Raw genomic sequence first — 24,478 nt, forward strand, 5'->3', positions numbered from 1 at the left:
ATACTTATCTTTGCGCTGCTAGAAAAAGAACATGCAGCAGATACACCAAAAAACCCTTCAAGATTTAGAATTCCCCACCGTACTGCAGCAGCTAGTAGCCCGTTGCAATACCGAATTGGGCAAAGCTGCTGCTTTAGAAATACAGCCTTTATCGGATGAAGCTTATTTAAAAACGGTATTGGGGCAAACCTCAGAGTATCTAGCCTCTTTTGATAACGACAATCGCATTCCCAATCATGGTTTTGATGCTATTACAAGCGAACTAAAATTATTGGGGATTGAAAATACAACTTTAGAGATTTCAGGCTTCCGAAGAATAGGAAGCCTTTGTGCAACCATAGTCATCCATAAAAAATTCTTCAAAAAGTTTAAGGACTACTATCCGCTTTTATGGGCCTTTTCAGAAACGATAGAAGAAAATAAAGCGATTGTTGAAGAAATAGACGCTATCATTGACAAGTTCGGTGAGATACGTGATAATGCTTCGGTAGAACTTAAAAATATCAGATATCAGATTAATTCCGTCAAAGGAAAAATCAATCAAAGTTTCGGTGCCGCGCTAACGCGCTATCAGGCCTCCGAATTTTTAGATGAGATTCGGGAATCAGTTGTGGAGAATAGACGTGTATTGGCGGTAAAGGCCATGCATCGTAAGAAAGTGCGCGGTACGGTAATGGGCAATTCAAAAACAGGTAGTATTGTTTACATTGTACCCGAAGCTACACTTCAATTTAGTACCGAACTAAGCAATCTGGAGTTTGAAGAAAAAGAGGAGATTCAAAAAATACTGAACGGTCTCACCAATTACATTCGCCCCTATTCCGAAACCCTGGAAAACTACCAACACTTTCTAACCCATATCGACATTACGGCCTCAAAGGCAAAGTACGCCTCAGAAATGAATGCTATTCTCCCCGAAATCAATACCGAGAAACGATTGTTCTTACGTGATGCCTATCATCCACTGCTTTTTTTAAGCAATAAGCAGAAAAAAGAAAAAACTTGGCCCCAGACCATAGAACTACATCAAGAAAAACGAATCATCGTCATCTCCGGACCGAATGCTGGTGGTAAAAGTATTACTTTAAAGACCATTGGGCTCTTGCAATTGATGCTGCAAAGCGGTTTATTGATTCCAGTGCATGAGCGTAGCTCGGTCTTTCTTTTCGAAAAGATACTAACAGATATTGGAGACAACCAATCCATTGAAAATCATTTAAGTACCTACAGTTACCGTTTAAAGAACATGAACCAGTTTTTAAAGCGCTGCAACAACAAGACTTTGTTCTTGATTGATGAGTTTGGTACAGGGTCCGACCCTGAACTAGGCGGTGCTTTGGCCGAAGCCTGTTTAGAGGTTTTTTATGAGCGTGAAGCTTATGGGGTAATTACGACCCACTACTCGAATCTAAAATTACTGGCGAACGAATTACCGCATGCCACCAACGCCAACATGCTTTTTGACAATAGAACCCTGCAACCCACCTTTAAATTGGTTATGGGCGAGGCGGGCAGCTCTTTTACCTTTGAGGTAGCACAAAAGAACGGTATTCCCTACTCGCTTATCAATAAGGCCAAGAAAAAAATTGAACGCGGTAAGGTGCGGTTTGATGCGACTATAGCCAAACTGCAGAAAGAGCGTTCAAAGATGGCCAAAACTGGCTCCAGGCTTCAAGACGAAGAAAGTAAGGCCCGTGAAGAAGCCAAAAAACTGGAAGCCTTAAATGCTAAAGTAAAATCGAAACTCGAAAACTACCAAGAGCAGTATGATCATAACCAACGTATGATCTATCTGGGAAATAAGCTCAATGATGCTGCCGAAAAATTCTTTTTAGACAATAAGAAACGCCCATTGGTTTCTGAGTTATTACGTATTGTGGAAACCGAAAATAGCAAACGCAAGAAAACTACTGCAAAACAGGCAAAAGCTAAAAAAGCCCAGAAAAAGCAGGTAGCTAACGAATTGGAACAGAAAATCGTTGCAGTACGAAAAGAGAAGGTAGCCAAAAAGAAAAAGGCCGTCATTGAAGAAAAAACAAAACCGAAACCCGTACTTAAAGTCGGTGACCGTGTACGCATGTTCGATGGCAAGGCCGTAGGCAGTATCGACAAACTTGAAAAAAATAAAGCTATAGTCAACTATGGTATGTTCACCACCAGTGTTGGTGTGGAACAATTGGAATTGGTGGAAACCAAAAAGTAACTAGATAGTCATTTCGAAGAAGCGAAGCGACTGAGAAATCTGGATTTCTCACCCTTCGACTATACTCAGGGTTCGAAATGATAAAAATGGATTTTAGAATATTCAAGAATGTTACACAAAAAAGAGATTCCCGCTTTCCCGGGAATAAAATAACAGCCGGCATCAAGTTGTTGAACCCAACCTGAGCGGCCGACTGTATTTGAATAAGCTAATTATTGTATGCGTTCTACTGTAAACTCAACTTTAATATTCTGTTGAAAATTTAACTCTTGCAACCCAGACATTTCATCGCCATCAGCTAGAAATTCAATATCTTCCAAAGGAATATTTAGACTTAAGTCTCCTAATTCATCATCGCTGAATAAATCTTTATCAGTTAACTTTCCGTAAATATTGACATAGTCCAATTGATAGTCTGGCCTGTAGGGCTCAATAATTTGGGAAGTTCCGATGGTATGCGTTTTTGATGAAGAAACATCAACAGTATTATCCCTATTTCGAGACCAATACGCATCATCAACTCCAGGATTGTTAGGATCAGACCTTACCCAGTCTCCATTAGACCATAGTCTCCCACCTATATATCCGTAAATCTCCATATCACCACCACTTGATCTAGAAATATTGTTTATAGTTACTCGAAATCTTGGGTAAGCTAAATCACAGTTTCTAACCGGATACTCTGTACTCAAAACGATTCTCGCTACCGGAGTTCCTTTTTTAATAAATCGTAATTTATAGGCCAGTGGTTCCCCTGGAGAATCCTTTGAATAATTACCCCCTTCAGAAATAAATTCATACACTTCAGAAGGACCGTTAATAGCTTGGGCTGCGTCACTGCCAGAACCCCCAATAATTAATCCTTTGATAGTAGACTCATTAATGGTTTGCGTAAAACCAGCGTCTACCGTTCCATCGCCAGAAGCAAATGTAGCACTAAGTGCAGCATTAATTTCTGTCTCAGAACTGTTGGTCTCTATAGTATAAATGACCATTCTACCATATGCAACAGAAGATACAAATACTGGAGCAGTAGATCCTAAAACACTCAAATCTGGTAACGAATTAAAAAGGTCACTAGGGTCGTTTGGCAAGTCCATGTCAATCGTATAATACGTTTGTAAATATTTAAGTACAAACTTATTACGCTTGGTAGTATTACTAAAATCGATTGCAGCACTCACCTTTTGCCCAGCAGAGCGATAATTAGCCCCTATCGCCACGTTCAACTGTTGTTCTGAATGTACTCGGGTAATTTCAAAGCTTACACGAGCTGGGGTAGCTCCTGTGACCTCTTGGTCTAATATGGTTTTAATACCCTCTCTAACTGTGGATAATTTAGGGTCTTCAATGTCAACAACGGGGCTTCCGCTAATATTAGTTAGCGATGCCGATAAGGTAATTGGAGCTCTATCGCTTGTTATTGGAATATACTCTCCGGTAGGAATGGATTCACCTTTTAGCAATGCTCCGGGATAGATTACGTCCGTCGTTGGATCTAATGCTAATAATTCATCAAAGCCAGGTGAAGCTTTAAAGTTCTTAACTATACATTCTAAAGCTCCATCGCGTTCGGGCACCCCTTCACTCAACTCTACTGGGGCTGGTAGTTCTTCTGGTTGTGAGAAACCAGAAAGGTTGGCTACGGCAGTGTTAAAATCTGCAGATTCTTCCTCAGAAAAATTAGGAGCTTCTGGGCCAGCTTCCATTTCATCTTTACTGCATCCATTACATGCAATAAATGCTAAACTTAAAACGGACACATAAAGTGCTGTTCTAAAGATTGATTGTTTTGTTTTCATAATTTCTTGGTTTTTAAGATTCAACACCTCAAACCTAGAACAGAAAACACCCCTTCCCTAATTTTGTCCATGGACAAAGTATGGACATCATGTATACATAAAAGCCAAAAACGGTATGGACAAGCCTGAACTATGAGAATTCTTAAAACTCTTGAAAAACCTATTAAATATGGGTGATTCGAAATACTCAAAAATTTTTTGAATGCAAAATGCATAGACTTAATATAGACATCACTATTTTTCATAGCAGTTGAAAATGTTTTTTCAAATTATTTAATACCTATCTTGAACTCAACTTAAGACATCGCATATGAAATTTCACTACCGACTATTTGTTCTTCCATTAGTTATGGCTAATAGTATTTTCTCACAAAATCAACAAAAAATTGACAGTCTGACCAATGTCTTAAAATCTTCCCCAAAACAGGAGAAGATATTCATATATGAAAAGCTATTCGCGGAAGTTCGTGGGATGAATCCTACACTAGCTAGGTCTTATGTTGATTCTATGAAAACAATTGCACAACAATCGGGATCTGATTATTTACTTGGTGTTTATTACCGTGCCGAAGGCGTTTATGAAGGTTATAAGCAAGATTACAAAGCCTCGGAAATTTCATTCCGGAAATCAATAGACTATTTAAAATCAACCGAAGAAATTGTCGAATTAAGTCACTCACTAAACAACCTGGGAATCAATCAACGCATGCTAGGTCGCTTAGATTCTGCAATGACCTATCATATGCAATCATTAGAAATAAGAGAAAAACATGGCGTAGAGTCTAAGGTCTTAAGTCAAAATTACTCAACTATCGGCACGGTGCATGGAATGTTACACAATTATGAAAAAGCTAAAACATATTTTAAAAAGGCAGAGAAAATCTACCTTTTAAACAACCAGCAACGTCGACTTGGTAGCATTTGGAATAAGCTCGCAGTGAACGAAAAAATAAATGGTGACTTTAAAGATGCAATTTCATACTACAAAAAAGCCGACTCTATTTATAAGGAAATTAACTATTTAAGAGGTCGTTCATTGATTATTAGTAATTTGGGGAACGCTTACGGTGAAATTGGTGATTTAACGCTCTCAAATAAATATTTCAATGAAGCACTTGACCTTGCAAGGAAAACAGGCAGAAAGACAACTGAAACTTCTGCCTTGATTAATCTTGGTTATAACGCCTACAAAAATAAAGAATACAAAAAAGCAATTACCAACTATACACAAGCTATTAAAATAACGGATATAACGGGGGCATATGATCAAAAATCTACTATTTACAAGAATCTTTCTGCAGCGAATGAAAGCTTAGGCAAGTACAAAGAAGCTCTAGAATACAAAGAGAAGTTTTTTGTAGCCTATGATTCGGTATATAACCAGAAAGTCAGAACGCAGGTAGAAGAGTTGGAAAAAAAATACGAAACCGAAAAAAAAGAAGCAGAAATCGCTCTACAAGAAGAAGAAATCAAGACCTTAAATGAAAAAGCAAAGGTGGATAAACTCACCAAAGGGCTTTACGCTGGGGGAATGACCTCTGCTCTAGCCCTATTTGGTCTTTCGGTTTTAGGGTATCGCCAACGTATTAAAAGAAATCGTATTGCTCGTGAAAAGCAAGAGGAGATTTATAAGAAAGAAATTGAACATAAACAAAAAGAACTCACCTCTCAAACGCTGCATCTCGTACAAAAGAACACTTTTATTCAAGAGTTGAAAGAGAATCTAGAAAACTTAAAAAACTCTCCTGAAAAATTTAAGACCGAGTTTAGGCGTATCGTCATGCTGCTCAAAAAAGAAAATGCCTCGGACAAGGATTGGGAAGTTTTTAAAACGTACTTCGCCGATGTACACAATGATTTTGACCAAAAACTGAAAACCCTCTATGCAGATATCTCTGAGAAAGAAATTCGTTTGGCTGCTTTTTTGCGTATGAATTTGACCACCAAAGAGATTGCAGCTACCTTAAATGTACTACCAGATAGTATTCTTAAATCTAAATACCGCTTAAAAAAGAAACTCAATATAGACAAGGAAACCGATTTAACCAGTTTCTTAAATACATTATAAAGTTTAGGTCTTCCTTTAGCCCTAGCTTATCTTTGTAAAGCTCAACCGTCATTTCGATGTGAAGTGAGATATACCGATGAGAAATCGAGATTTCTCGTTGCTATGCTCGCTCGAAATGACTACAAATTGCCAAAGTGATAGAAGAAAACAAAAAAATTATTCTTTTTGATGGGGTTTGTAACCTTTGCAATGGGGTCGTACAATTTGTGATTAAACGCGATAAACAAGACACCTTTCGTTTCGCAGCACTGCAAAGTGAAATTGGTGAACAACTTACTAAGGAGCGTGGGATAGCTACCTCTCAAATAGATTCCATTATTCTAATTGAACCCGGTGTAGCCTATTACACAAAATCCGATGCCGCCCTAGAAATCGGTAAAGGACTTAAGGGATATCGTACCCTTTCTTCCTTACTTTATGTTTTTCCTAAGGGCATCCGAGATATAGTATATGACTTTGTCGCCCGTAATCGCTACAAATGGTATGGAAAAAAGGATGCCTGTATGATTCCTACCCCAGAGTTACAGGCCAAGTTTGTGGATTAATTCCTCAATTGATAATTCTTGCCGCTTCTATAAATTAAAGGGGGTTTTTGTCATTCTGAGTGAAAAATTTGAACGAAGAATCTTATTTTCCACTAGAACTCAGATTCTTCACTGCGTTCAGAATGACATTTTTAAGTTGCCTAATTCAAAAAGCTACTTTACTTACAAATAAATTGGTTTTACTAATCATCGATTTTAATTAGTATGAACAAAAACTAGGTTTGGTGAAACTTTAAAGCCAATCCTTATGAAAAAGCTCGTTCAAATTCTATTCCTACTCCCCTATTTTGTTTTTGCCAATGAGGTGAAAATACCATCCAAGATTAAAGAGGTAACCGTTTACCTATCTGGAGCGCAAATCACGAGAAACGCGAATTGCAAGCTAGAATCCGGCACTTCAGAGGTTGTCTTTACGGGTCTTTCGCATAAAATTGAAGAAAGTAGCATTCAGGTTTCCGGTTTAGCAGCTGTTTCCATTTTGGCCATGTCTTACGACATTAATTATTTAGATAAATCGGAAAGTCATCCTAAAACCAAACTTTGGGAAACTGAAATTGAAAAAATAAGCTCAGAGATTACATTTCTAAGAAATCAAATCTTAGGTTTAGAAGAAGAAGAAAAAGTCATAACCACCAACAGATTGGTAAGTGCTGACAATCAAGCCTTAGACCTTCAAAAAATTAAAGAAATCAGTCAGTATTATCGTGAACGCATAACTGCAATTAAAAATGAAGTTTTTAAAATCAATTTAGAAATTAATCAACATAATAAAGACCTAAGGGATATTCAAAACCAATTGGCGGAAGCTAATAACTCCCCTGCACTACCTCAAGGAGAACTGAGGATAAAGTTTGACGCTCCCATAGCGACCACTTTAAATATTGAGCTGGCTTATCAAGTACAAGATGCCGGTTGGATACCTAATTACGATATCAAATCCAAAGCTTTGAATGCACCGTTAAACCTAGCCTACAAAGCCAATGTATATCAAAATACGGGCAAAGATTGGAATAATGTCAACGTAATACTTTCGACAGGAAACCCAAGCTATAATGTTTCCAAGCCTAATTTAGATACCAAATATTTGAATTTTGTAAGTGCCTATTCAAGAAGGCAAAAATTAGCCTCAAAAAAGAAGGGATATGCTTTTAACCCCACTGTAAAAAGAATAACTGGGACGGTTACCGACCAATCAGGTCAACCTTTGCCAGGGGTAAACGTACTTGTAAAAGGAACAACAAATGGTACGCAAACCGATTTTGACGGTAACTACACCTTGAATGTTGCCACCGGCCAAGAACTGCAGTTTTCATATATCGGTCAAAGAACAACTGAACTGCCAATCTATTCTTCCATAATGAACATACGTATGGAAGAAGATGCTGAAGCATTGGAGGAAGTTGTGGTAACTGCATATGGAGTAAAAAAAGATACACAAGCATTGGGATATGCCGTTTCATCTCCAGAATCTAATGAAACCAATTTAATAATAAGAGGCTACTCTAGTGTGAACAACAATAATCCTCCATTAATAATCTTAGATGGTGTTCCTATGGAAGGTCTTACGGAAGATGATATTGATAAAGACTTAATACAAAGCATCGATATATTAAAAGGTTTGACTGCTACTTCCATTTATGGAGTATCGGGACGAAATGGAGTCATGATTGTTACAACAAAAAAGAGCAGGCTTCAAGATGATTTGACCAATGCCAAATTCATTATCAAAAAACCCTATTCCATTGCATCTGATGGAGATATCACGGCAATTGAAATCAATACCTTTAAAATGCCGGCCACATATGAATACTTCGCGGCGCCGATTATCAATGAAAATGTTTTCTTGACCGCTAGTTTTAAAGACTGGGAGAAATACCAGCTATTGCCCGGTGAAGCCAACATCTATTTTGAAGGCACTTATGCCGGTAAAACAGCATTAGACCCCTATACCGTTAAAAAGGAAATGGTACTGTCTTTAGGCATTGATGCAAATATTACCGTGACGAGAAAACAACAGCGCAACTTTAAAAGCAAATCGTTCACCGGCAGCAACCGTATTCTTGACCGTACCTATGACCTTGAGGTAAAAAACAATAAAAACACTGCAATTAGCCTAAAACTGATGGATAGAATACCGAAATCACAACATAAAGACATAAAAGTTGATGATGTTGAGACCTACAATGCTACTTACGATAAAAAAAATGGTTTATTAAGTTGGAATCTAGATTTAGCCCCTAAAGAAAATAAAAAGGAAAGCTTCTCTTTTCAGGTCAAATATCCAAAGGGAAAATATATATCCTTGTAATTAAAAAAAGCGAAGACGAAACCAACTCGTCTTCGCTTTTAAATTTTAATCAAAAGTAACTTCTTCGGTCAACAGTTTAATTACTTCCTCATCACCGCTGAACATTTCCTCAAAATTATAGGCAACTATTTTATAAGGATTATAGCCCAATTCAATAAGTTTCTTATTTCTATAGGCTTCCATATAACGGTATATCTTGTACCGCCCTCTATCCGGGTTATCATCAACACAAGCTTTGAGCAAGGCTCCCAAGGGTTCTCGCCAGGCCATCGATGTAATTAGGTCTTCACGGGTTATCTCATTAAGCCCCGGTGCTTTTTTAAGTGCATTAAATCGTTCTTCGGTATAAAATCTTCTTGATTCCAGGTTTTTCCAATCAGGAACTCCGGCTTTTAATTTTTCTTCTAAAGCGCTAATGCTCTCAGCTTCTAGCGGTGCATTTATTTCGATGTATCCATTAGCTATATTGGCGGTACGCTCCATTAATCCAAATCCTTTTCTAGACTTTTTTTCTATTACTAAAAATTTCTCATCAATTCGCTTAATAATATAAACCGTATCAAGGTTTGGTCTTTTATCATCACTGAGCTCACTGATGCTCTCAAGGACCAATTTATCTTCGTATTCAACAATATTCGTCAGCTCACCAGGGCTTATATAAGAAAACCATTTTGCATATGCTTTCCCCGAAGGTTTTTGTTGGGCGGTAAGTGCTATAGACACAAAGAAAATCAGTAGAATAGTAGAAAGAAAAGATACTGGCCTTATCATGGTAATTCTATTTTAGGTTCTCTAAAATAAAATCCAAAGTGCTGTTTGTATTCAAATTTTGTGCAAATGAATGGCTTTTATGTGTTATTGGTCTCATTAAACCGATTCCATTTAAGTAATCCATATGTTCTTGACTATCTAAGGTAACCTTTCCGGAAAGCAGTGTATCAAGGCTTTCTTTCTTTTGATATTTTTTATAAATCTTTCGCAGTCCACTTAAATAAAGTCTGTCCTTCGTAAATCCACCACCCCTATGCGCCCTTAAGGTAATACTATATGCTTCGTCACGGTTTAGTTTGTATTGACCATGTATTAAATCAAAAGTATCCGCAAAACCATAGCCCTTTATCAAACTATCGGAAGCAATAACGCGATAAGCAAGTTCCTTTAAGCGTTTAAGCGTTAATGCCCCACCCATATATTCACTAAAAACCGCCAAGCCTTCTTGGGTTTCGACATTCTTGGGCAATCCGTTAGAAAAAACCTTTAATGGTTGTTCTAAACCGTTGAACGTTGTAACCAAATGCACCCCGATCTCATGGTTCGCCAAGGTTAAAAGCTGATTCTTACTAAATCTAGTATTCTTTTTGATAAAAAGCGTCTGCGAACTATTACTCACCATTGCATCTGCAGCAATGTTCGTTGAAAATCTGATGTTCAAGGGAAAGTCATATTGCTTCGCAAAATCTTCAAAATAGCTTTTGGCTTCTTGCGGAGAAAATACTTTTTCCATATCACCGCTAGCCGGTTCGTCTGCATAATGAAGAATAAATCTCGCATTCTGAACATCTTTCTCTGTTGGAGTTCCAAAAACACGTAAAGAATTGTAATAGAATCTTTTACCATGCCCTATCGTTTCAATACATTGAATCATATTGGCATAGTAATAAATCACCTCTTGATAAAAATCCCTAACCCTATCATCTTTGATTCTTTCCAAGCGTTGTGAAAAAAACAGACGGTGCAGTTTATAAGGATTGAATTTTAATTTTGGATACTTAAATGCAGGTTCACAGGTGTATTTTGAAGCAAAAAAGCGCTGTTTCTCCTTCTCTATATTTAAAGGATTCACATAGCTCAATAGTTCGATACGTTTGACCAAACGGTCTAAATTGCCATCTATCTCAAATAAATGACGATATTCTTCTTGAATTTGGGTCAATGATTGTAAGGACTGAATCATAAGGTTTTTTGAAACGCTTCAGACTGCAAAGGTATCATTTCTTTTAGCTGTTCTTCAACCGATTTGACCACTTCAGGGTAAATAACACCTGAAAGCTCATCACAATAAACTTTGGCAATCTCTGTCGCCAATACCAAGGTATTGCTGAAATTTTTTGTAATGTACTTTAAAAAGTAACCGTTACCCTGAAAAGTATCGTTTATTCGTGAAGTAGAAACAATTCCGTTCGGAAGTTGTATTCTGCCTAAGGCATCACTCCAATCCTGGGCGATAGCACCAAATCTTTCAATATTGATATTGGCTGTGCCTAAATTCCACGTAGGTACTTCCCTATCCCAACGTTTCCAATTGTAGCTATGCATATCAAAAACCAATACCCTTTGGTGTTTTTCTTCTAGCTTGGTCAATAGCGTATTCACTACCCGGTAAAAATTATCGTGTTTCTTAAGGCTATGTTGTTTTTCATTATCCTCTAAAGGAGATTTCCACAATTCCTTTCCCCAAGCATCGGTATATACCGCTGTTTCTGGCGCCCTGTTCAAGTCATATTCAAACCGACTATCACAACCCGCTATAACGATTGGGTGCGACTGCGCCATCTGCTTCGTGCAGGGGTCTTCTTCATACCAACGTTCGTATTCGGTATGCCTGCAATTATCCCATAACGGCTTTCTGAACTGATGTCCATCATGAACCGCACCGCAGACATAAGGAACGTAGGATTCGATTTTTAATGTAAAGGAGTAATCTTCAGCAACCGCTTCAAAAATCTCTTCGGACTTAATGCTTTTAATTATAGCGTCAATAGAAAGCTTACGCATTGGCAACCTCATTTCTTAAACGTGACCTACGGTCAAAGGCCTCTAGGGTGTCAATGACCTTACTTTCTACAAAATCGATAACCTTCGACTGAATTTTGGTCTTGTATACCTTGTTCATATACGTGATTCCACCTGGTGACATTACGTTAACCTCGACCAATTTGCCCCCAATCACATCGATACCAACAAAGTAGAGTCCGTCTTTGACCAATTTAGGACCAATTTGTTTGCAAAGCGCTTTCTCTTCCTTGGTCATAGCATGCTTTGCTATAGATCCTCCGGCGGATACATTTGATCGGTGATCGTCTGTTCCCGGAATGCGTCTCATGGCTCCAATTGGCAGCCCGTTCAATAAAAGAATACGAACATCACCTTGGTCCGCACCTTCAATGTATTCTTGAAGTATGACATAGTTAGAAGTTCCATCTGAATTAGTTATATAAAAATCGAGTAGTGATTGAATACTACTCATCGCTGACTTTTCTATAAGAATAACACCAGAGCCCCCAAAACCGTTTAAAGGCTTTAAAATCATTTTATCGGCCTTAGATTCCTTAATCTGACGGATAAGATGACGCTTGTTTTTAGAGACATGCGTAGCCGGAATAATATTGCTATGGCTATCGCCAAATGCTGCCGTGTACAATTTATTATTAGCCTCCCTTAAACCCTGCAACGAATTCATGATAAAAACATCATCTTTTACCGAGTCCAAAAAATTGAGCATTATGGGGTCTAAAGGTGGATTTGCCCTCATGAATAACACATCAAATCCTGCCAAGGGAAGCATTTCTTCCCTAAGTGTAGCCTGCTTGTAGAAGGTTTTTAAACTACTTGAAACCTTATCCATTCTATTTATTACGGTGCAAAAAGCATTGGTAACACTGTTGCGAATCGTAAGGTTTGCCGGGCTGCAAAGTGCAACGCCATGCCCTCTTTTAACACATTCATGAATTAAGGATAAACTCGTATCGTTTTCTGGGTCTATTTCTTCCCACGGATACATCAAAAAACAAATATTCATTCTTTAAGGGTCTTGGTTGAAGTCTATAAGTTAGTCGCTATTTTTTGAACTGCAAAATAATCAGGAGTCTGATTGACTATTTTACCTCATCTAAATGATCATCCCAATTTTTTACTTTGGGTTTGCCAAGTTTACCGACAGATTTGGCAACTATCATTGAAACCGTAGCGTCTCCCGTTACATTCACAACAGTCCTGCACATATCCAAAGGCCTGTCTACCGCAAAAATCAGAGCCAAGCCTATGGCCAGCTTATCCGCAGGAAAGCCTATCGCCTCTAAAACGATGACCAACATCACCATTCCGGCTCCAGGCACGGCAGCACTACCAATAGAAGCTAAAAGTGCCGTCAGCACGATAGTAAGCTGATCACCAAGGGTTAAATCGAAGCCAAGGGCCTGCGCAATAAATACTGCCGCCACACCTTGATACAGACTGGTGCCATCCATATTAATGGTTGCCCCAACTGGAAGTACAAAACTGGAAACTTCTTTATCCACCCCAATATGTTCCTCAACGCGCTCCATAGTAACGGGTAAGGTTGCAGCACTTGAACTTGTAGAAAATGCCAATAATTGGGCAGGACTCATTTGCTTTAAAAACCAAAATGGATTCTTTTTTGTAAAACCAGAAACCACGATCAGATAAAATACAATCATGATTAACAACCCGGCAACAACAGTTGCCGCATATTTTAAAAGTGCCAATAATAGATCAGGGTCACTTGACGAAACCACAACACCGGCCAAAAGGGCAAATACTGCATAAGGTGCTGAAAGCATAATTAAATCTACCATCTTAAGTACCACGTCATTAAGAGAATCAAAGAAATCCTTCAAGGGCTTTGCTCGCTTTTCACCTATCAGCAACATAGAAATACCTAAGAAAATGGTGAAAAATATAACTTGCAGCATCAAACTATTATCACTCATAGCCTTTAACGCATTATCGGGGACCATATCCACTAAAAACTGTAATGGACCACTGCCTTTTTGTTTCATGGCCTCATCCATCTTTTTGGTGACGCCTTCAGAATTCGCATAGGTCTCGGTGAGTTTTGCTACGGTTTCTTCAGAAATTCCATCCCCTGGTTGAACTATATTTACCAAAACCAAACCTATGGTTATTGCTACAATGGTCGTGACAATATAAATGCCAATGGTACGTAGACCGATATTTCTAAATTTTGAAATGTCTTTTAAATCAGAAATTCCCTTGACCAAAGAAGCAATAATCAGGGGTATCGCAATAAGCTTCAACAACTTGACAAAAATTGTTCCCAAAGGCTGAACCCAATCCGAAACAAAGGAAGCTCCCCAATCAACTTGGGTCATTACAAATCCAAAAACGATACCTAGAAGCATCCCAATAAGGATTTTCCAGTGCAATTCTAATTTACGCATAGTTGAAGTTTATGTCGGTAAGATACTATTTTGAAAGGAAATCAACCAAATGCTTTATACTTTGTTGACTCTTGCCAACAAGTAGTAGTCCGCCAATACCAAAGCGGTCATTGCCTCTACGATAGGTACTGCTCTCGGCACTACACAAGGGTCATGACGACCCCTACCTTGGGTCTTTACTTTCTCCCCTTCTTTATTTATGGTTTCATAACCTTGTAATACCGTGGCTACCGGCTTAAACGCAACATTGAAGTAGATGTCCATACCATTACTAATACCTCCTTGTACACCTCCACTCAGGTTGGTTTTAGTGGTTCCGTCTTTATTGAACTGGTCGTTGTGAGCGCTACCCTTCATCAAAACCCCTTCAAATCCGCTACCGTACTCAAAACCTTTTACCGCATTTATGCTAAGCATCGCCTTTCCGAGTTCGGCATGAAGTTTATCAAAAACCGGTTCCCCTAAACCAATAGGTACATTTTTTGCCACACAGGTAATCACCCCGCCAATCGTATCCCCTTCTTTTTTAATGGATTTGATATAATCTTCCATTTGCTTCGCCATTTCCGGGTCGGCACAACGGACAGGATTCTTTTCAATTTCTTTAAAGTCCAATTCTTGATAAGGTCTTTGGACTTTTAATTTCCCTACTTGAGAAACAAAAGCATTTATCTCAATATTAGGTAAAAACTGTTTAGCGATTGCACCCGCAACCACCCTACTTGCAGTTTCACGGGCCGAACTTCTACCCCCACCTCTGTAATCTCTAAATCCATACTTCTTATCATAGACGTAATCAGCATGAGAAGGTCGATATGAATCTTTTATATGTGAATAATCCTTAGATTTCTGATTTGTATTGTGAATCGCAAAACCAATAGGTGTACCTGTAGTCTTTCCTTCGAAGAGTCCAGAATATATTTCAACAATATCTGGCTCCTTACGCTGGGTAACAATGGCGGATTGCCCTGGTTTTCTTCGATTCAGTTCATTCTGAACGGCTTCTATATCTAATTCAATGCCAGCAGGACACCCATCGATTACTCCTCCTAGGGCTCTGCCATGGGATTCGCCAAAAGTAGTTAGTCTAAAAAGAGTTCCAAACGAATTGCCTGCCATATCAGTGGTTTTGAAGATATCAAAGGTAATTTTTCCTTGTCTCTTAACAAAGTATATCACACAGTTAAAGATTTATAAACATTTGGGCCATACTGTAATGTTTAGTTAACAATTAGATTATAAACACTTGACTTCAAATTGATTGCCAATTTATTTCTTCGCTGTTATTTTGCCTAAAATTTTGGTGTTGAAAAAAAGGAAGATAGAAGTAGTAGTCATTTCTGATGTTCACTTGGGGACACATGGTTGCCATGCTGAAGAATTGCTTGCATACCTCAATAGCATACAACCAAAGAAGCTGATTCTTAATGGTGATATTATTGATATCTGGCAATTTAACAAACGATATTTTCCTCCATCTCACTTGAAAGTGTTAAAGAAAATTATTGGAATGGCATCTCGAGGAACGGAAGTCCATTACATAACGGGCAACCACGATGAAATGCTGCGAAAGTTTGCGGCCACTTCTATAGGAAACTTCAATATCGCCAATAAATTGGTTTTAAACCTTGATGGAAAAAAAGCGTGGATATTTCATGGGGATATATTTGATGTATCCATTCAAAATGCTAAATGGCTGGCAAAACTCGGGAGTTATGGATACAATCTACTCATCTTAATCAATAGGTTTATCAATTGGTGTTTGGCAAAGATGGGCAGAGAGAAGTACTCGCTATCAAAAAAAATAAAGAATAGTGTGAAAGGTGCCATAAAGCACATTAATGATTTCGAGAAAACCGCTGCCGACTTGGCCATTGAAAAAAATTATGAGTACGTGATTTGCGGACATATTCACGAACCCAAAAAAGAGCTATACGAGAACAAATATGGCAAAACCATGTATTTAAATTCTGGTGATTGGGTCGAAAATCTTACCGCTTTGGAGTATTCGTTCAAAAGATGGCGCGTTTATCAATACAATTATGATAAACTACTGCCTTTTTTTGTTGATGAGGATTTAAAGGAAATGGATATGAACGAACTCATAGTCTCTATCACCGAAGAAAGAAAAGTAAAGCCTAGCAACATGAATGAAAAATCATTAGGCAATCAGGGCTTGACGCAAGATGGTGATGGGATGTAGCGCTTTTCTTCCCGTACCATCAAAGATTTGATGGCGACAACTGGTTCCATTTGCAGAAATAATAGTATCGGCATCACTTTTGCGTACGGCCGGAAACAATTTTAACCCCCCTACTGCCATACTCGTTTCGTAATGTTCTTTTTCATAACCAAAAGAGCCGGCCATACCGCAACAGCCCGAAGCGATAATAGAAACCTTATAGTTTTTAGGAAGGTTCAAAACATCAAAAGTGACCTTTTGATTTGATAAGGCTTTTTGATGACAATGCCCATGAATTTTTACTGTTCGAGCCTCTGAGGTAAAACTATCGGCGGAAATGTTGCCAACTGCTATTTCTTGAGCTAAGAACTCTTCAATTAAAAAGCTTTGTTTAGCAAGTCTTTCAACAAGAACCTTATCGTCATATAATCGCTTATACTCATCCCTAAAAGAGAGGATTGCAGACGGTTCAAGACCAACTATAGGCAAATCTTTCTCTAATATTAGTTTCAATGCCTCCATATTTTTTACTGCAAGCTTTTTGGCTTCTTTTAAAAAACCTTTCGACAAATAGGTTCGTCCGCTTTCAGCATAAAACAGCTCTACCTCATAGCCTAGTGTTTGTAAAACATGAATAGCATCTTTGCCAACTTCAACATCTAAGTATTTGGTAAACTCATCTAAATATAATATCACTTTTTTAGATGAATCAACCTTCTTATTATTAATGCTTTGAATAAGATTATCAAAATTAAAACTATAAACTTTTGGCAAAGACCTTTCGGCAGCAACACCAGAAACTTTTTTCAGAATTCCACCTAAGATTTTAGAATCATAAACCGCATTGGTCAGGCCAGAAAACTTACTGCCCAAAGCATTTGATCTTGTACTATTTGCAAATAGTTTGCTCCTAAAAGTATACCCATTTGTTTCTTGGTATTGATACAAAAATTCTGCTTTTAGAGTTGCAATATCAACATTGCTTGGACACTCGCTTGCACAAGCCTTACAACTCAAACATAAATCGAAGACTTCTTTTAGTTCTTCATGGTCAAATTGATTCGGTTTATCTGAATTGGTTAAAAACTCTCGTAAGGTATTGGCCCTACCCCTAGTGGTGTCTTTTTCATTTGATGTGACGTGATAACTAGGGCACATAGCTCCGGCCATATGTTGTGATTTTCTACAATCACCACTCCCATTACATTTCTCGGCCGCTTTTAGAATACCTTCACTATCCGAGAAGTCCATAAGGGTATTTATTTCAGGCTCTTTCCTATCAATCTCATATCGTAGGGATTCATCCATTGGATACGCATCAACAATCTTACCTGGATTAAGAATGCCCGAAGGGTCAAACACTGATTTAAGACGCTTTAAAAGCTTATAGTTTGATTCCCCAATCATTAAGGGTATAAACTCTGCCCGCACAATACCGTCACCATGTTCACCACTAAAACTACCCTTGTATTTCTTTGTTAATTTTGCGACATCGGTTGTTATCGCTCTAAACATAGCCACATCGGTAGACTTTTTAAGATTGAGAATTGGTCTTAAATGCAACTCACCGGCCCCTGCATGGGCATAGTAAACAGCATTTTGCTTATAACCAGCCATGATTTCAGAAAACTCAAGAATAAAATCTTTTAAATCTTCAAGTGCCACAGCAGTATCTTCAATACAAGCTACGGCTTTTTTGTCGCCCACCATATTACCCAATAGCCCCAAACCGGCTTTTCTAAGTTCTATGGCTTTACGAATATCATCACCATACAAAACGGGGCTTGCATAACTTAAGCCCGATTTTTGAATGGTCTTTTGCAGGTTTTCTATCTCTTGTTCCAATTTCTCCGTTGAAGTCGCTTTTACCTCCAACATCAAAATTGCAGCAGGGTCTCCTTCAACAAAAAAGCGATTCTTTAGCTGTTGCCTGTTATTCTTGGTACAATCTAAAATCACCTTATCCATCATTTCGCATAAATGCAAGCTATGGGTCATTACCGGTGCTACGTCGCTCAAACAATCTTCTAAAGAAGAATAATGTGTGGCCACCATTGCAGCATATTCCGGCGGAAGTTCATCTAGCTGTAAAGTAATTTCTGTGGTAAAAGCTAGCGTACCTTCACTACCGCTCAACAACTTGCACAAATTGAAATTTGCATCATTACCATCAAAAACGCTACTGCGCAAAAGCTCATCAACCGCGTAACCCGTATTTCGACGGTGTATCGTTGGTTTAGGAAATTCAGAAAGAATTTCTTGTTGAATTTTGGGGTCAGAAAGTTCTTGATAGAGAAATTTATATATTTTTCCTTCCAAAGAATCAACCTTCAACTTTTCTTCAAAGGATTTTTTTGTTATTTCCTCAAAAAAGGCATCGCTGCCATCTGCTAAAATGGTCTTTAACGCAACTATTTTATCCCGAGTTACCCCATATTGGATAGAGGTTGTCCCAGAAGAGTTATTACCCACCATTCCACCTATCATACAACGGTTAGAAGTAGACGTATTCGGACCAAAAAAAAGACCATATGGTTTTAAATACCGGTTGAGTTCATCTCGCACCACACCTGGCTGTACGACAACTTGTCGCTTTTTCTCGTCAAGATGTATGATTTTAGTAAAATACCTAGAGGTATCTACGATTATGCCCTCTCCGACACACTGACCGGCCAATGAAGTACCAGCTGTTCTAGGTACCAGTCCGATGTCATGGTCAGTTGCAAATCTCAATAGTATTTTTAGGTCATTATCCGTTTTTGGAAAGGCAACGCCCAGGGGAATCTTACGATACACAGAAGCATCCGTAGCATACAGTGTTTTAGATAATTTATCAAATTTTATTTCCCCTTCAAGGTTGTAAGAAAGTTCTTTTAATACCGAAATTTGCAAGTTGGAACAATTTTTGACAACTAAAGTAAGTTTTATTACATAAAGTAGAAAAGAGACTAATTTTTTAATTTCATTAAATCGAGAAACTTATGAGAATCATCACATTTATTACAGTACTATTTGTATTTGCAACAATTTCTGTTCAGGCGCAGAGCATTTCAGACCATACTTTAGGCTTACGTTTAGGGGATAGCGACGGCTTTGGAGCAGAAATTTCATATCAAAAGGCCATCGGTCGACTAAACAGGGCCGAATTTAATCTGGGTTTTAGAGACAGTAGAGAGTTTGATGCCTTTAAACTTGCAGGTGTTTACCAATGGGTTCATCAAATTGACGGTGGATTTAATTGGTATTACGGTGTTGGTGGCGGACTTGGCAATGCTGATTTTGAACCTGTACCCAACAATAATAACGGATTTAGCGATGATAACGACGGACTGTTTGTTTTTGCCGCCGGAAACTTAGGTCTGGAATATGATTTCGATATACCTCTACTCATTTCTTTGGATATACGCCCAGAAATTGGAATCATAGGATTTGACGGATTCGATAATGATTTCCTTTTCGATATTGCTCTAGGTCTCCGTTATCAATTTTAAAAAGTAAAATTAAAAGGCTCCAAGTTGGAGCCTTTTTTTATGCCTGTTAATATCTTTACCTTTGGCAAAAATTAAAATCTTATGAAAAAATTCTTAGCCGTAGTAACAATAGCTATTTCTATTATAGCATGTGGAACTGGAACGGATGGATATACCATAAACGGTGAGATTACAGGAGATTTAAACGATAGTACTACAATCTATCTTAAAACTCTGGACTCTACAAATAGATTGGTAGATATCGACACCACTGTAATTGTTGCAGGGAAATTTAGATTTGAAGGTACGCAAGATGCTCCAGCCTTGCATTATATGGTGATTGAAGGTATTCGTGGAAATTGGCCCGTTATTCTTGAAAACGGAACAATAACTTATAAAGGGCAAAAAGATAGTTTAATGTTCGCTAATGCCGAAGGTACGCCCCAAAACAAATTATTTGCGAATTTTTTGACCGAACAGCGCAAGATACAGCAGATGGCCCAGTCTATTAATGGCGAAATGCGCATTGCAAATCAAACTAGAGATACGGCCACTTTAAATTCCCTTCGTGAAGAATACTTCGAACTACAAGAAAAATCCAAAGATTTCAACAAAGATTTTATTAAGGATAATCCTAATGCATTGATTTCTGCACTGTTGTTGGATAATCTATTAAAAACAAAAGCAATTCCTTCTAATGAGGCACGAGAACTTTTTGAGGCCTTTACCCCTGAACTGAAACAATCAAAACCTGGAAAACAATTGTCCAAACAATTAGCCGCTATGGTGGCTACCGAGATCGGTGCTTCGGCTCCTAAATTTTCTGGCCCGACACCCGATGGTAAAATTTTGGCTTTAAATGACGTAAAAGGCAAATTGACCCTTGTTGATTTTTGGGCAGCTTGGTGCAGACCATGTAGAGCTGAAAACCCCAATATTGTTTCTGTTTATAAGAAATACAAAGACAAAGGTTTTAATGTTGTCGGGGTTTCATTGGACAGAAAATCTGAAGATTGGCTAAAAGCAATTGAGGCGGATAGCTTAGCATGGAACCATGTTTCAAATCTTCAATATTTTAATGACCCCATTGCTAAAATGTATAACGTAAACGCAATACCTGCGGCATTTTTATTGGATGAAAATGGAGTTATAGTAGCCAAGGATCTACGTGGGCCAGCATTAGAAGAAAAAGTAGCAGAGTTATTACTCAACTAAATTTCAATAATCTAAAATTAAAAGCCCGGTACAATCAAATTGTACCGGGCTTTTTTATCCTTTAAATTTTATTAAAATTTTCCTTCCGTGTCATCAAAATTACCGCTAACCGTAGCTGAACTTGATCGAATGACACTACCATGCACAGTTACTGAATTGGTTCCGATAAATTCAAGTGAGGAATTATCTTCAAGAATCAAATCTCCCCAAATGACCAGGTTTCCATCTTCTATTCTAAAGGTCGCGCCTTCACCAACAGTAATATTTCTTCTTCGGTCATTTCTAGCTAAGGTCATCGATCCGCTCAATTCAAAAAGCGCATTGTTACCTATATCGATACCATCTCTAACGGTCCATGATCCGCATAGCAGAAGAGAACCATTGATTGTAAGCGCTCTAAAACTTCTAGAACCACTATACGATAAATCTTCACCAACATTTACGTTTAATACATTTGTACCGTTATAAACTGGAGATACAGCACATCTTTCTTGAAGTTCAGATGATGGCTTATTCATTTTAATAACCTTAAACCCTCCAAGACCTGCAGCCGCAAATAAGTAGTCTCCTTTAGAGGCAACATAATTAATCGAACCCGCTAAGTCTATAACACCGTAAGGGTCAGCTGTAGAGCCTGTGCCTTTGAATAATGCCAAACCGGCACCACCATTAGCCATAAATACGACATCTTCGTTTACTGAAACCGCATTGGTCACCTTGTTTACTGCTTCTATACCGTCTGGATCCAATATTATAGGTAAGTATTCTATAAATGCACCCGTTGAAGCATTATAGACCCCAGCTCCATTAGAACCTTCGGCCACCAATACATTTTCTCCAAAATGGGTAATGGTACGCTTTTCATCCACACCGAAATCGGAAGATATGGCTATTTCATTTACCAAATTAAAATCTGGGTCCATAAACTTTACGCCGCTGCTAGCGTCTAAAACAGCAATGGTATTATCCTTTACAGAAAGTGAACGTATATCAGTAACCGGTGTATCATACAATTTTGTCATTGTAGCCTTGTCATAGGCAATAAGCAAGCCGTTAGTACCACTACCGACAATAACCTTATCGTTTTGTATAGCTACATCGGGCACATTAAAACCATCTTGTATGCCATAGGTGATATTATCATTATCTATCGTGTTACCAGCAACCGGTATTTTTCCAATAAATGCATTGGTCAACGATTCACCGGCGTCAAAACCACCTACTACATAAGCATGGCCTTCATTATAAACCACAGAATTTAGATCTGCATAGTATAAAATACCAGAAAGTACAACGGGATTTTGCGGATCGGCAATATCAATAATATACATGGCGCCTGCATAACCAAGGCCAGCCGTATTATATGTAACATAGGCTACATCACCATTTATGGCGACATGCGTTGCCGCTAAATTATCAAAACCATCAAAATTAGGCCTTGGTGCATCAAGTGTAGCTACCAATGTTAATGGGTAATCACCTGCCAATTCATTTCCTTTGGCGTTTGAAAAAGATTTACCAGACGTTGAAGTGGTATTGGTAACCAGATCTACTACACCAGCTTGATCAAAATTAAGTACACTGTTCAATTCGGTTAAGTCCGTCACAGAAACTGAATTTTGATCAATTTTTTCTTTAAAAGCTTCTTCAGCCTCCTGATCAAAATAAGTGGTCTCATCTGAACACGAGAATACAAATAACAACGAAAGGGAAAGTAGGGTGAACTTTTTAAATTGGGACATATAACACTATTTTAAAGTCCAAAATTAAGCTCAGGCCCCTGGATACGGTAATTTATGTTGTAAAACGCGCCTAAAATGTTGACAGTCCGATGAAAGGCATTTTTAAAGTAGGAAATAGACTACTTATTTTAGTTTTCCCAGCTTTTCCAAGGCGAAAAGCGCAACAATCGGCAGTGCCAACAGAATTACCATAAGTGTATCCGTCTGAAATAGAGAAGGTTTAAAAATTAAAGTGGTCACATATCCGCCTATGGCACCACCAAAGTGAGCGGAATGCCCGATATTTCCCACCCGATTTTTCATACCGTAGATGGAATATAGTAAATACCCAATACCTAAAACATAAGCGGGTAAAGGAATGGGAATAAAGAAAAAGCCCAATTGCATGTCTGGCTGAAGCAATATTGCCGCATACAGCACCCCGGTAACCGCCCCACTGGCACCAACCGCACTATAATATGGTTCGTTTTTATGAAAAAAGATGCTTAATAAATTACCCGCCACAAGGGCTATAAAGTATATAATTAAAAACTGAACAGGACCGAACCAACTTATGACTACATCTGCAAAAAAATACAGCGTAAACATGTTAAAGAACAAATGCGCGATATCTACATGTAGAAAACCCGAAGTAAGTGCCCGTTCTTTCTCTCCTGCCCTAATTCCTCCAATACTAAATTTATACCTATCAAAGAATACCGTATCGTTAAAGCCCTTTAGAGAAATTAGAACATTTGCTGCGATAATGGCAATTGTTGCAGGATGCAAACTATACATAAAGCGTATTTTATTGGTTTCAAATATAGCTATATTTGCTCATTATTTTCCGGTATATGCAACTCCTTGTTTTCGTATTGGCCTACCCCTTTCTATGGCTTATTTCTATATTACCACACCGTTTATTTTATGGGTTTTCGGATTTGATATTCATTCTTATTTATCACGTAATCGGGTATCGCAGAAGGGTTGTAGAATCTAACTTAAAACTCGTTTTCCCCAAAAAATCTATAGAAGAACGAAAACGTATTGAAAAAGAATTCTACAAACACCTCTGCGATTCATTTCTAGAAATGGTCAAAACCATGAATCTCTCTAAAGAAGCAGTGGCTAAAAAGTATGATATTCAGAATGTTGAACTTATTCAAGAAATAGAAAAGGAAAAAAGTATTCTCGTGGTCTGCTCTCACTATGCCAACTGGGAATGGAATGTAAGCTTAAATAACTACGTAAAATCCAAAGGTTATGCGGTCTACACCAAAATAAATAATACATATTTTGATTCTTGGAGCCGTAAAGTACGCGCTAGGTGGAATACAACACTTATTACCCAACAAGAAACCGTAAAGACTATTGTAAAAAACAAAAGGGATGGCATTAAAGGTATTTTTGGTATGGTAAGTGATCAATCTCCTCAGGTTAGTCGTTCTCAATACTGGAAAGAATTTATGGGAATACGAGTTCCGATCATTAATGGAGCTGAAACTTTGGCAAGAAAAATGGACCTTGCGGTCGTTTTTCTAAAAGTGTCAAAAGTAAAACGAGGTTATTATAAAGCAGAATTTTCTACTATAACCGCCAATGCACCGTCAACTGAAAAAGGCGAGATTACCGACCAGTTTATAAAATTGGCAGAGCAACAGATTTATGAAAGACCTGAACATTATCTATGGACGCATAAACGTTGGAAACATAGAGGTAAGGAAGCTCAAAGAGCCCAAGTTTTAGCTAAGAAATCAAAATAA

18 protein-coding genes are annotated in these 24,478 nt (G+C 38.1%); 8 read left to right on the plus strand and 10 right to left on the minus strand.

The window, feature by feature from the left end; genetic code table 11:
- Nucleotides 1-31 precede the first annotated feature (31 nt).
- The gene (locus tag ACZ1GR_RS01560) at nucleotides 32-2,203 is read left to right on the plus strand and encodes an endonuclease MutS2 (protein WP_472610515.1); all 2,172 of its coding nucleotides are present in this window, start codon (nucleotides 32-34) and stop codon (nucleotides 2,201-2,203) included.
- Between the two features lie 212 nt (nucleotides 2,204-2,415).
- Here the strand turns inward: ACZ1GR_RS01560 and ACZ1GR_RS01565 are convergent, their stop codons facing one another.
- Nucleotides 2,416-4,005 (minus strand): thiol-activated cytolysin family protein, encoded by a 1,590-nt coding sequence (locus ACZ1GR_RS01565; RefSeq protein ID WP_472610516.1) that lies wholly within the window; start codon nucleotides 4,003-4,005, stop codon nucleotides 2,416-2,418.
- Nucleotides 4,006-4,315: 310 nt separating this feature from the next.
- Between ACZ1GR_RS01565 and ACZ1GR_RS01570 the strand changes: the two genes are divergently transcribed.
- The 3 genes from ACZ1GR_RS01570 to ACZ1GR_RS01580 all read left to right on the plus strand — a co-directional run bounded on the left by ACZ1GR_RS01570 (nucleotide 4,316) and on the right by ACZ1GR_RS01580 (nucleotide 8,926).
- On the plus strand, nucleotides 4,316-6,073 hold the full coding sequence (locus tag ACZ1GR_RS01570) for a tetratricopeptide repeat protein (protein WP_472610517.1): 1,758 nt from the start codon (nucleotides 4,316-4,318) through the stop codon (nucleotides 6,071-6,073).
- Nucleotides 6,074-6,198: 125 nt separating this feature from the next.
- Entirely contained in the window at nucleotides 6,199-6,618 is a 420-nt protein-coding gene (locus ACZ1GR_RS01575) for a thiol-disulfide oxidoreductase DCC family protein (RefSeq protein WP_472611842.1), read from the plus strand.
- A gap of 247 nt (nucleotides 6,619-6,865) precedes the next feature.
- Nucleotides 6,866-8,926 (plus strand): DUF4139 domain-containing protein, encoded by a 2,061-nt coding sequence (locus tag ACZ1GR_RS01580; protein WP_472610518.1) that lies wholly within the window; start codon nucleotides 6,866-6,868, stop codon nucleotides 8,924-8,926.
- A gap of 45 nt (nucleotides 8,927-8,971) precedes the next feature.
- Here ACZ1GR_RS01580 and ACZ1GR_RS01585 read toward each other — a convergent pair whose 3' ends face one another.
- From ACZ1GR_RS01585 to aroC, 6 genes are all read right to left on the minus strand, one after another.
- Nucleotides 8,972-9,697, minus strand: a complete 726-nt coding sequence (locus ACZ1GR_RS01585; protein ID WP_472610519.1) for a hypothetical protein — start codon at nucleotides 9,695-9,697, stop codon at nucleotides 8,972-8,974.
- Nucleotides 9,698-9,704: 7 nt separating this feature from the next.
- Nucleotides 9,705-10,880, minus strand: coding sequence for a flavohemoglobin expression-modulating QEGLA motif protein (locus ACZ1GR_RS01590; RefSeq protein ID WP_472610520.1), 1,176 nt, complete (start codon nucleotides 10,878-10,880; stop codon nucleotides 9,705-9,707).
- Entirely contained in the window at nucleotides 10,877-11,701 is an 825-nt protein-coding gene (locus ACZ1GR_RS01595; RefSeq protein WP_472610521.1) for an N-formylglutamate amidohydrolase, read from the minus strand. Before ACZ1GR_RS01595 ends, ACZ1GR_RS01590 begins: the two co-directional genes overlap by 4 nt.
- Entirely contained in the window at nucleotides 11,694-12,725 is a 1,032-nt protein-coding gene (gene gshB / locus ACZ1GR_RS01600) for a glutathione synthase (RefSeq protein WP_377764919.1), read from the minus strand. The genes ACZ1GR_RS01595 and gshB overlap by 8 nt, the downstream gene beginning before the upstream one ends.
- Nucleotides 12,726-12,801: 76 nt before the next feature.
- Nucleotides 12,802-14,127, minus strand: coding sequence for a dicarboxylate/amino acid:cation symporter (locus ACZ1GR_RS01605; RefSeq protein WP_472610522.1), 1,326 nt, complete (start codon nucleotides 14,125-14,127; stop codon nucleotides 12,802-12,804).
- Between the two features lie 54 nt (nucleotides 14,128-14,181).
- A complete protein-coding gene (gene aroC, locus ACZ1GR_RS01610) occupies nucleotides 14,182-15,246 on the minus strand; it encodes a chorismate synthase (protein WP_472611843.1) in 1,065 nt (354 codons plus the stop codon).
- Nucleotides 15,247-15,433: 187 nt separating this feature from the next.
- On the opposite strand from aroC, the gene ACZ1GR_RS01615 reads away from it, so the two are divergent.
- Nucleotides 15,434-16,330: a UDP-2,3-diacylglucosamine diphosphatase gene (locus tag ACZ1GR_RS01615; protein WP_472610523.1), complete on the plus strand. Its 897-nt coding sequence runs from the start codon at nucleotides 15,434-15,436 to the stop codon at nucleotides 16,328-16,330.
- On the opposite strand, the gene ACZ1GR_RS01620 is transcribed toward ACZ1GR_RS01615, so the two are convergent.
- Nucleotides 16,289-19,201: an FAD-binding and (Fe-S)-binding domain-containing protein gene (locus tag ACZ1GR_RS01620; RefSeq protein ID WP_472610524.1), complete on the minus strand. Its 2,913-nt coding sequence runs from the start codon at nucleotides 19,199-19,201 to the stop codon at nucleotides 16,289-16,291. The genes ACZ1GR_RS01615 and ACZ1GR_RS01620 overlap by 42 nt on opposite strands.
- Before the next feature lie 89 nt (nucleotides 19,202-19,290).
- On the opposite strand from ACZ1GR_RS01620, the gene ACZ1GR_RS01625 reads away from it, so the two are divergent.
- Both ACZ1GR_RS01625 and ACZ1GR_RS01630 read left to right on the plus strand, forming a co-directional pair.
- Complete coding sequence (locus ACZ1GR_RS01625; RefSeq protein ID WP_472610525.1) at nucleotides 19,291-19,800, plus strand: hypothetical protein; 510 nt, start codon at nucleotides 19,291-19,293, stop codon at nucleotides 19,798-19,800.
- An 81-nt stretch (nucleotides 19,801-19,881) separates the two neighbouring features.
- Nucleotides 19,882-20,994 (plus strand): redoxin domain-containing protein, encoded by a 1,113-nt coding sequence (locus ACZ1GR_RS01630; RefSeq protein ID WP_472610526.1) that lies wholly within the window; start codon nucleotides 19,882-19,884, stop codon nucleotides 20,992-20,994.
- A 71-nt stretch (nucleotides 20,995-21,065) separates the two neighbouring features.
- Here the strand turns inward: ACZ1GR_RS01630 and ACZ1GR_RS01635 are convergent, their stop codons facing one another.
- Nucleotides 21,066-22,736 (minus strand): LVIVD repeat-containing protein, encoded by a 1,671-nt coding sequence (locus ACZ1GR_RS01635; protein WP_472610527.1) that lies wholly within the window; start codon nucleotides 22,734-22,736, stop codon nucleotides 21,066-21,068.
- 123 nt (nucleotides 22,737-22,859) lie between these two features.
- A complete protein-coding gene (locus ACZ1GR_RS01640; RefSeq protein WP_472610528.1) occupies nucleotides 22,860-23,513 on the minus strand; it encodes a rhomboid family intramembrane serine protease in 654 nt (217 codons plus the stop codon).
- Nucleotides 23,514-23,569: 56 nt separating this feature from the next.
- Here ACZ1GR_RS01640 and ACZ1GR_RS01645 point away from each other — a divergent pair, with 56 nt between their 5' ends.
- Complete coding sequence (locus tag ACZ1GR_RS01645; RefSeq protein WP_472610529.1) at nucleotides 23,570-24,478, plus strand: lysophospholipid acyltransferase family protein; 909 nt, start codon at nucleotides 23,570-23,572, stop codon at nucleotides 24,476-24,478.

This window comes from Croceitalea sp. W27, assembly GCF_055693185.1.

Excerpts from the sequence above, each read along its gene's own strand:
- ACZ1GR_RS01560 (WP_472610515.1), top strand. The coding sequence starts at position 32 with ATGCAGCAGATACACCAAAAAACCCTTCAAGATTTAGAATTCCCCACC.
- ACZ1GR_RS01565 (WP_472610516.1), bottom strand. The coding sequence starts at position 4,005 with ATGAAAACAAAACAATCAATCTTTAGAACAGCACTTTATGTGTCCGTT.
- ACZ1GR_RS01570 (WP_472610517.1), top strand. The coding sequence starts at position 4,316 with ATGAAATTTCACTACCGACTATTTGTTCTTCCATTAGTTATGGCTAAT.
- ACZ1GR_RS01580 (WP_472610518.1), top strand. The coding sequence starts at position 6,866 with ATGAAAAAGCTCGTTCAAATTCTATTCCTACTCCCCTATTTTGTTTTT.
- ACZ1GR_RS01585 (WP_472610519.1), bottom strand. The coding sequence starts at position 9,697 with ATGATAAGGCCAGTATCTTTTCTTTCTACTATTCTACTGATTTTCTTT.
- ACZ1GR_RS01590 (WP_472610520.1), bottom strand. The coding sequence starts at position 10,880 with ATGATTCAGTCCTTACAATCATTGACCCAAATTCAAGAAGAATATCGT.
- ACZ1GR_RS01595 (WP_472610521.1), bottom strand. The coding sequence starts at position 11,701 with ATGCGTAAGCTTTCTATTGACGCTATAATTAAAAGCATTAAGTCCGAA.
- gshB (WP_377764919.1), bottom strand. The coding sequence starts at position 12,725 with ATGAATATTTGTTTTTTGATGTATCCGTGGGAAGAAATAGACCCAGAA.
- ACZ1GR_RS01605 (WP_472610522.1), bottom strand. The coding sequence starts at position 14,127 with ATGCGTAAATTAGAATTGCACTGGAAAATCCTTATTGGGATGCTTCTA.
- aroC (WP_472611843.1), bottom strand. The coding sequence starts at position 15,246 with ATGGCAGGCAATTCGTTTGGAACTCTTTTTAGACTAACTACTTTTGGC.
- ACZ1GR_RS01625 (WP_472610525.1), top strand. The coding sequence starts at position 19,291 with ATGAGAATCATCACATTTATTACAGTACTATTTGTATTTGCAACAATT.
- ACZ1GR_RS01630 (WP_472610526.1), top strand. The coding sequence starts at position 19,882 with ATGAAAAAATTCTTAGCCGTAGTAACAATAGCTATTTCTATTATAGCA.
- ACZ1GR_RS01635 (WP_472610527.1), bottom strand. The coding sequence starts at position 22,736 with ATGTCCCAATTTAAAAAGTTCACCCTACTTTCCCTTTCGTTGTTATTT.
- ACZ1GR_RS01640 (WP_472610528.1), bottom strand. The coding sequence starts at position 23,513 with ATGTATAGTTTGCATCCTGCAACAATTGCCATTATCGCAGCAAATGTT.
- ACZ1GR_RS01645 (WP_472610529.1), top strand. The coding sequence starts at position 23,570 with ATGCAACTCCTTGTTTTCGTATTGGCCTACCCCTTTCTATGGCTTATT.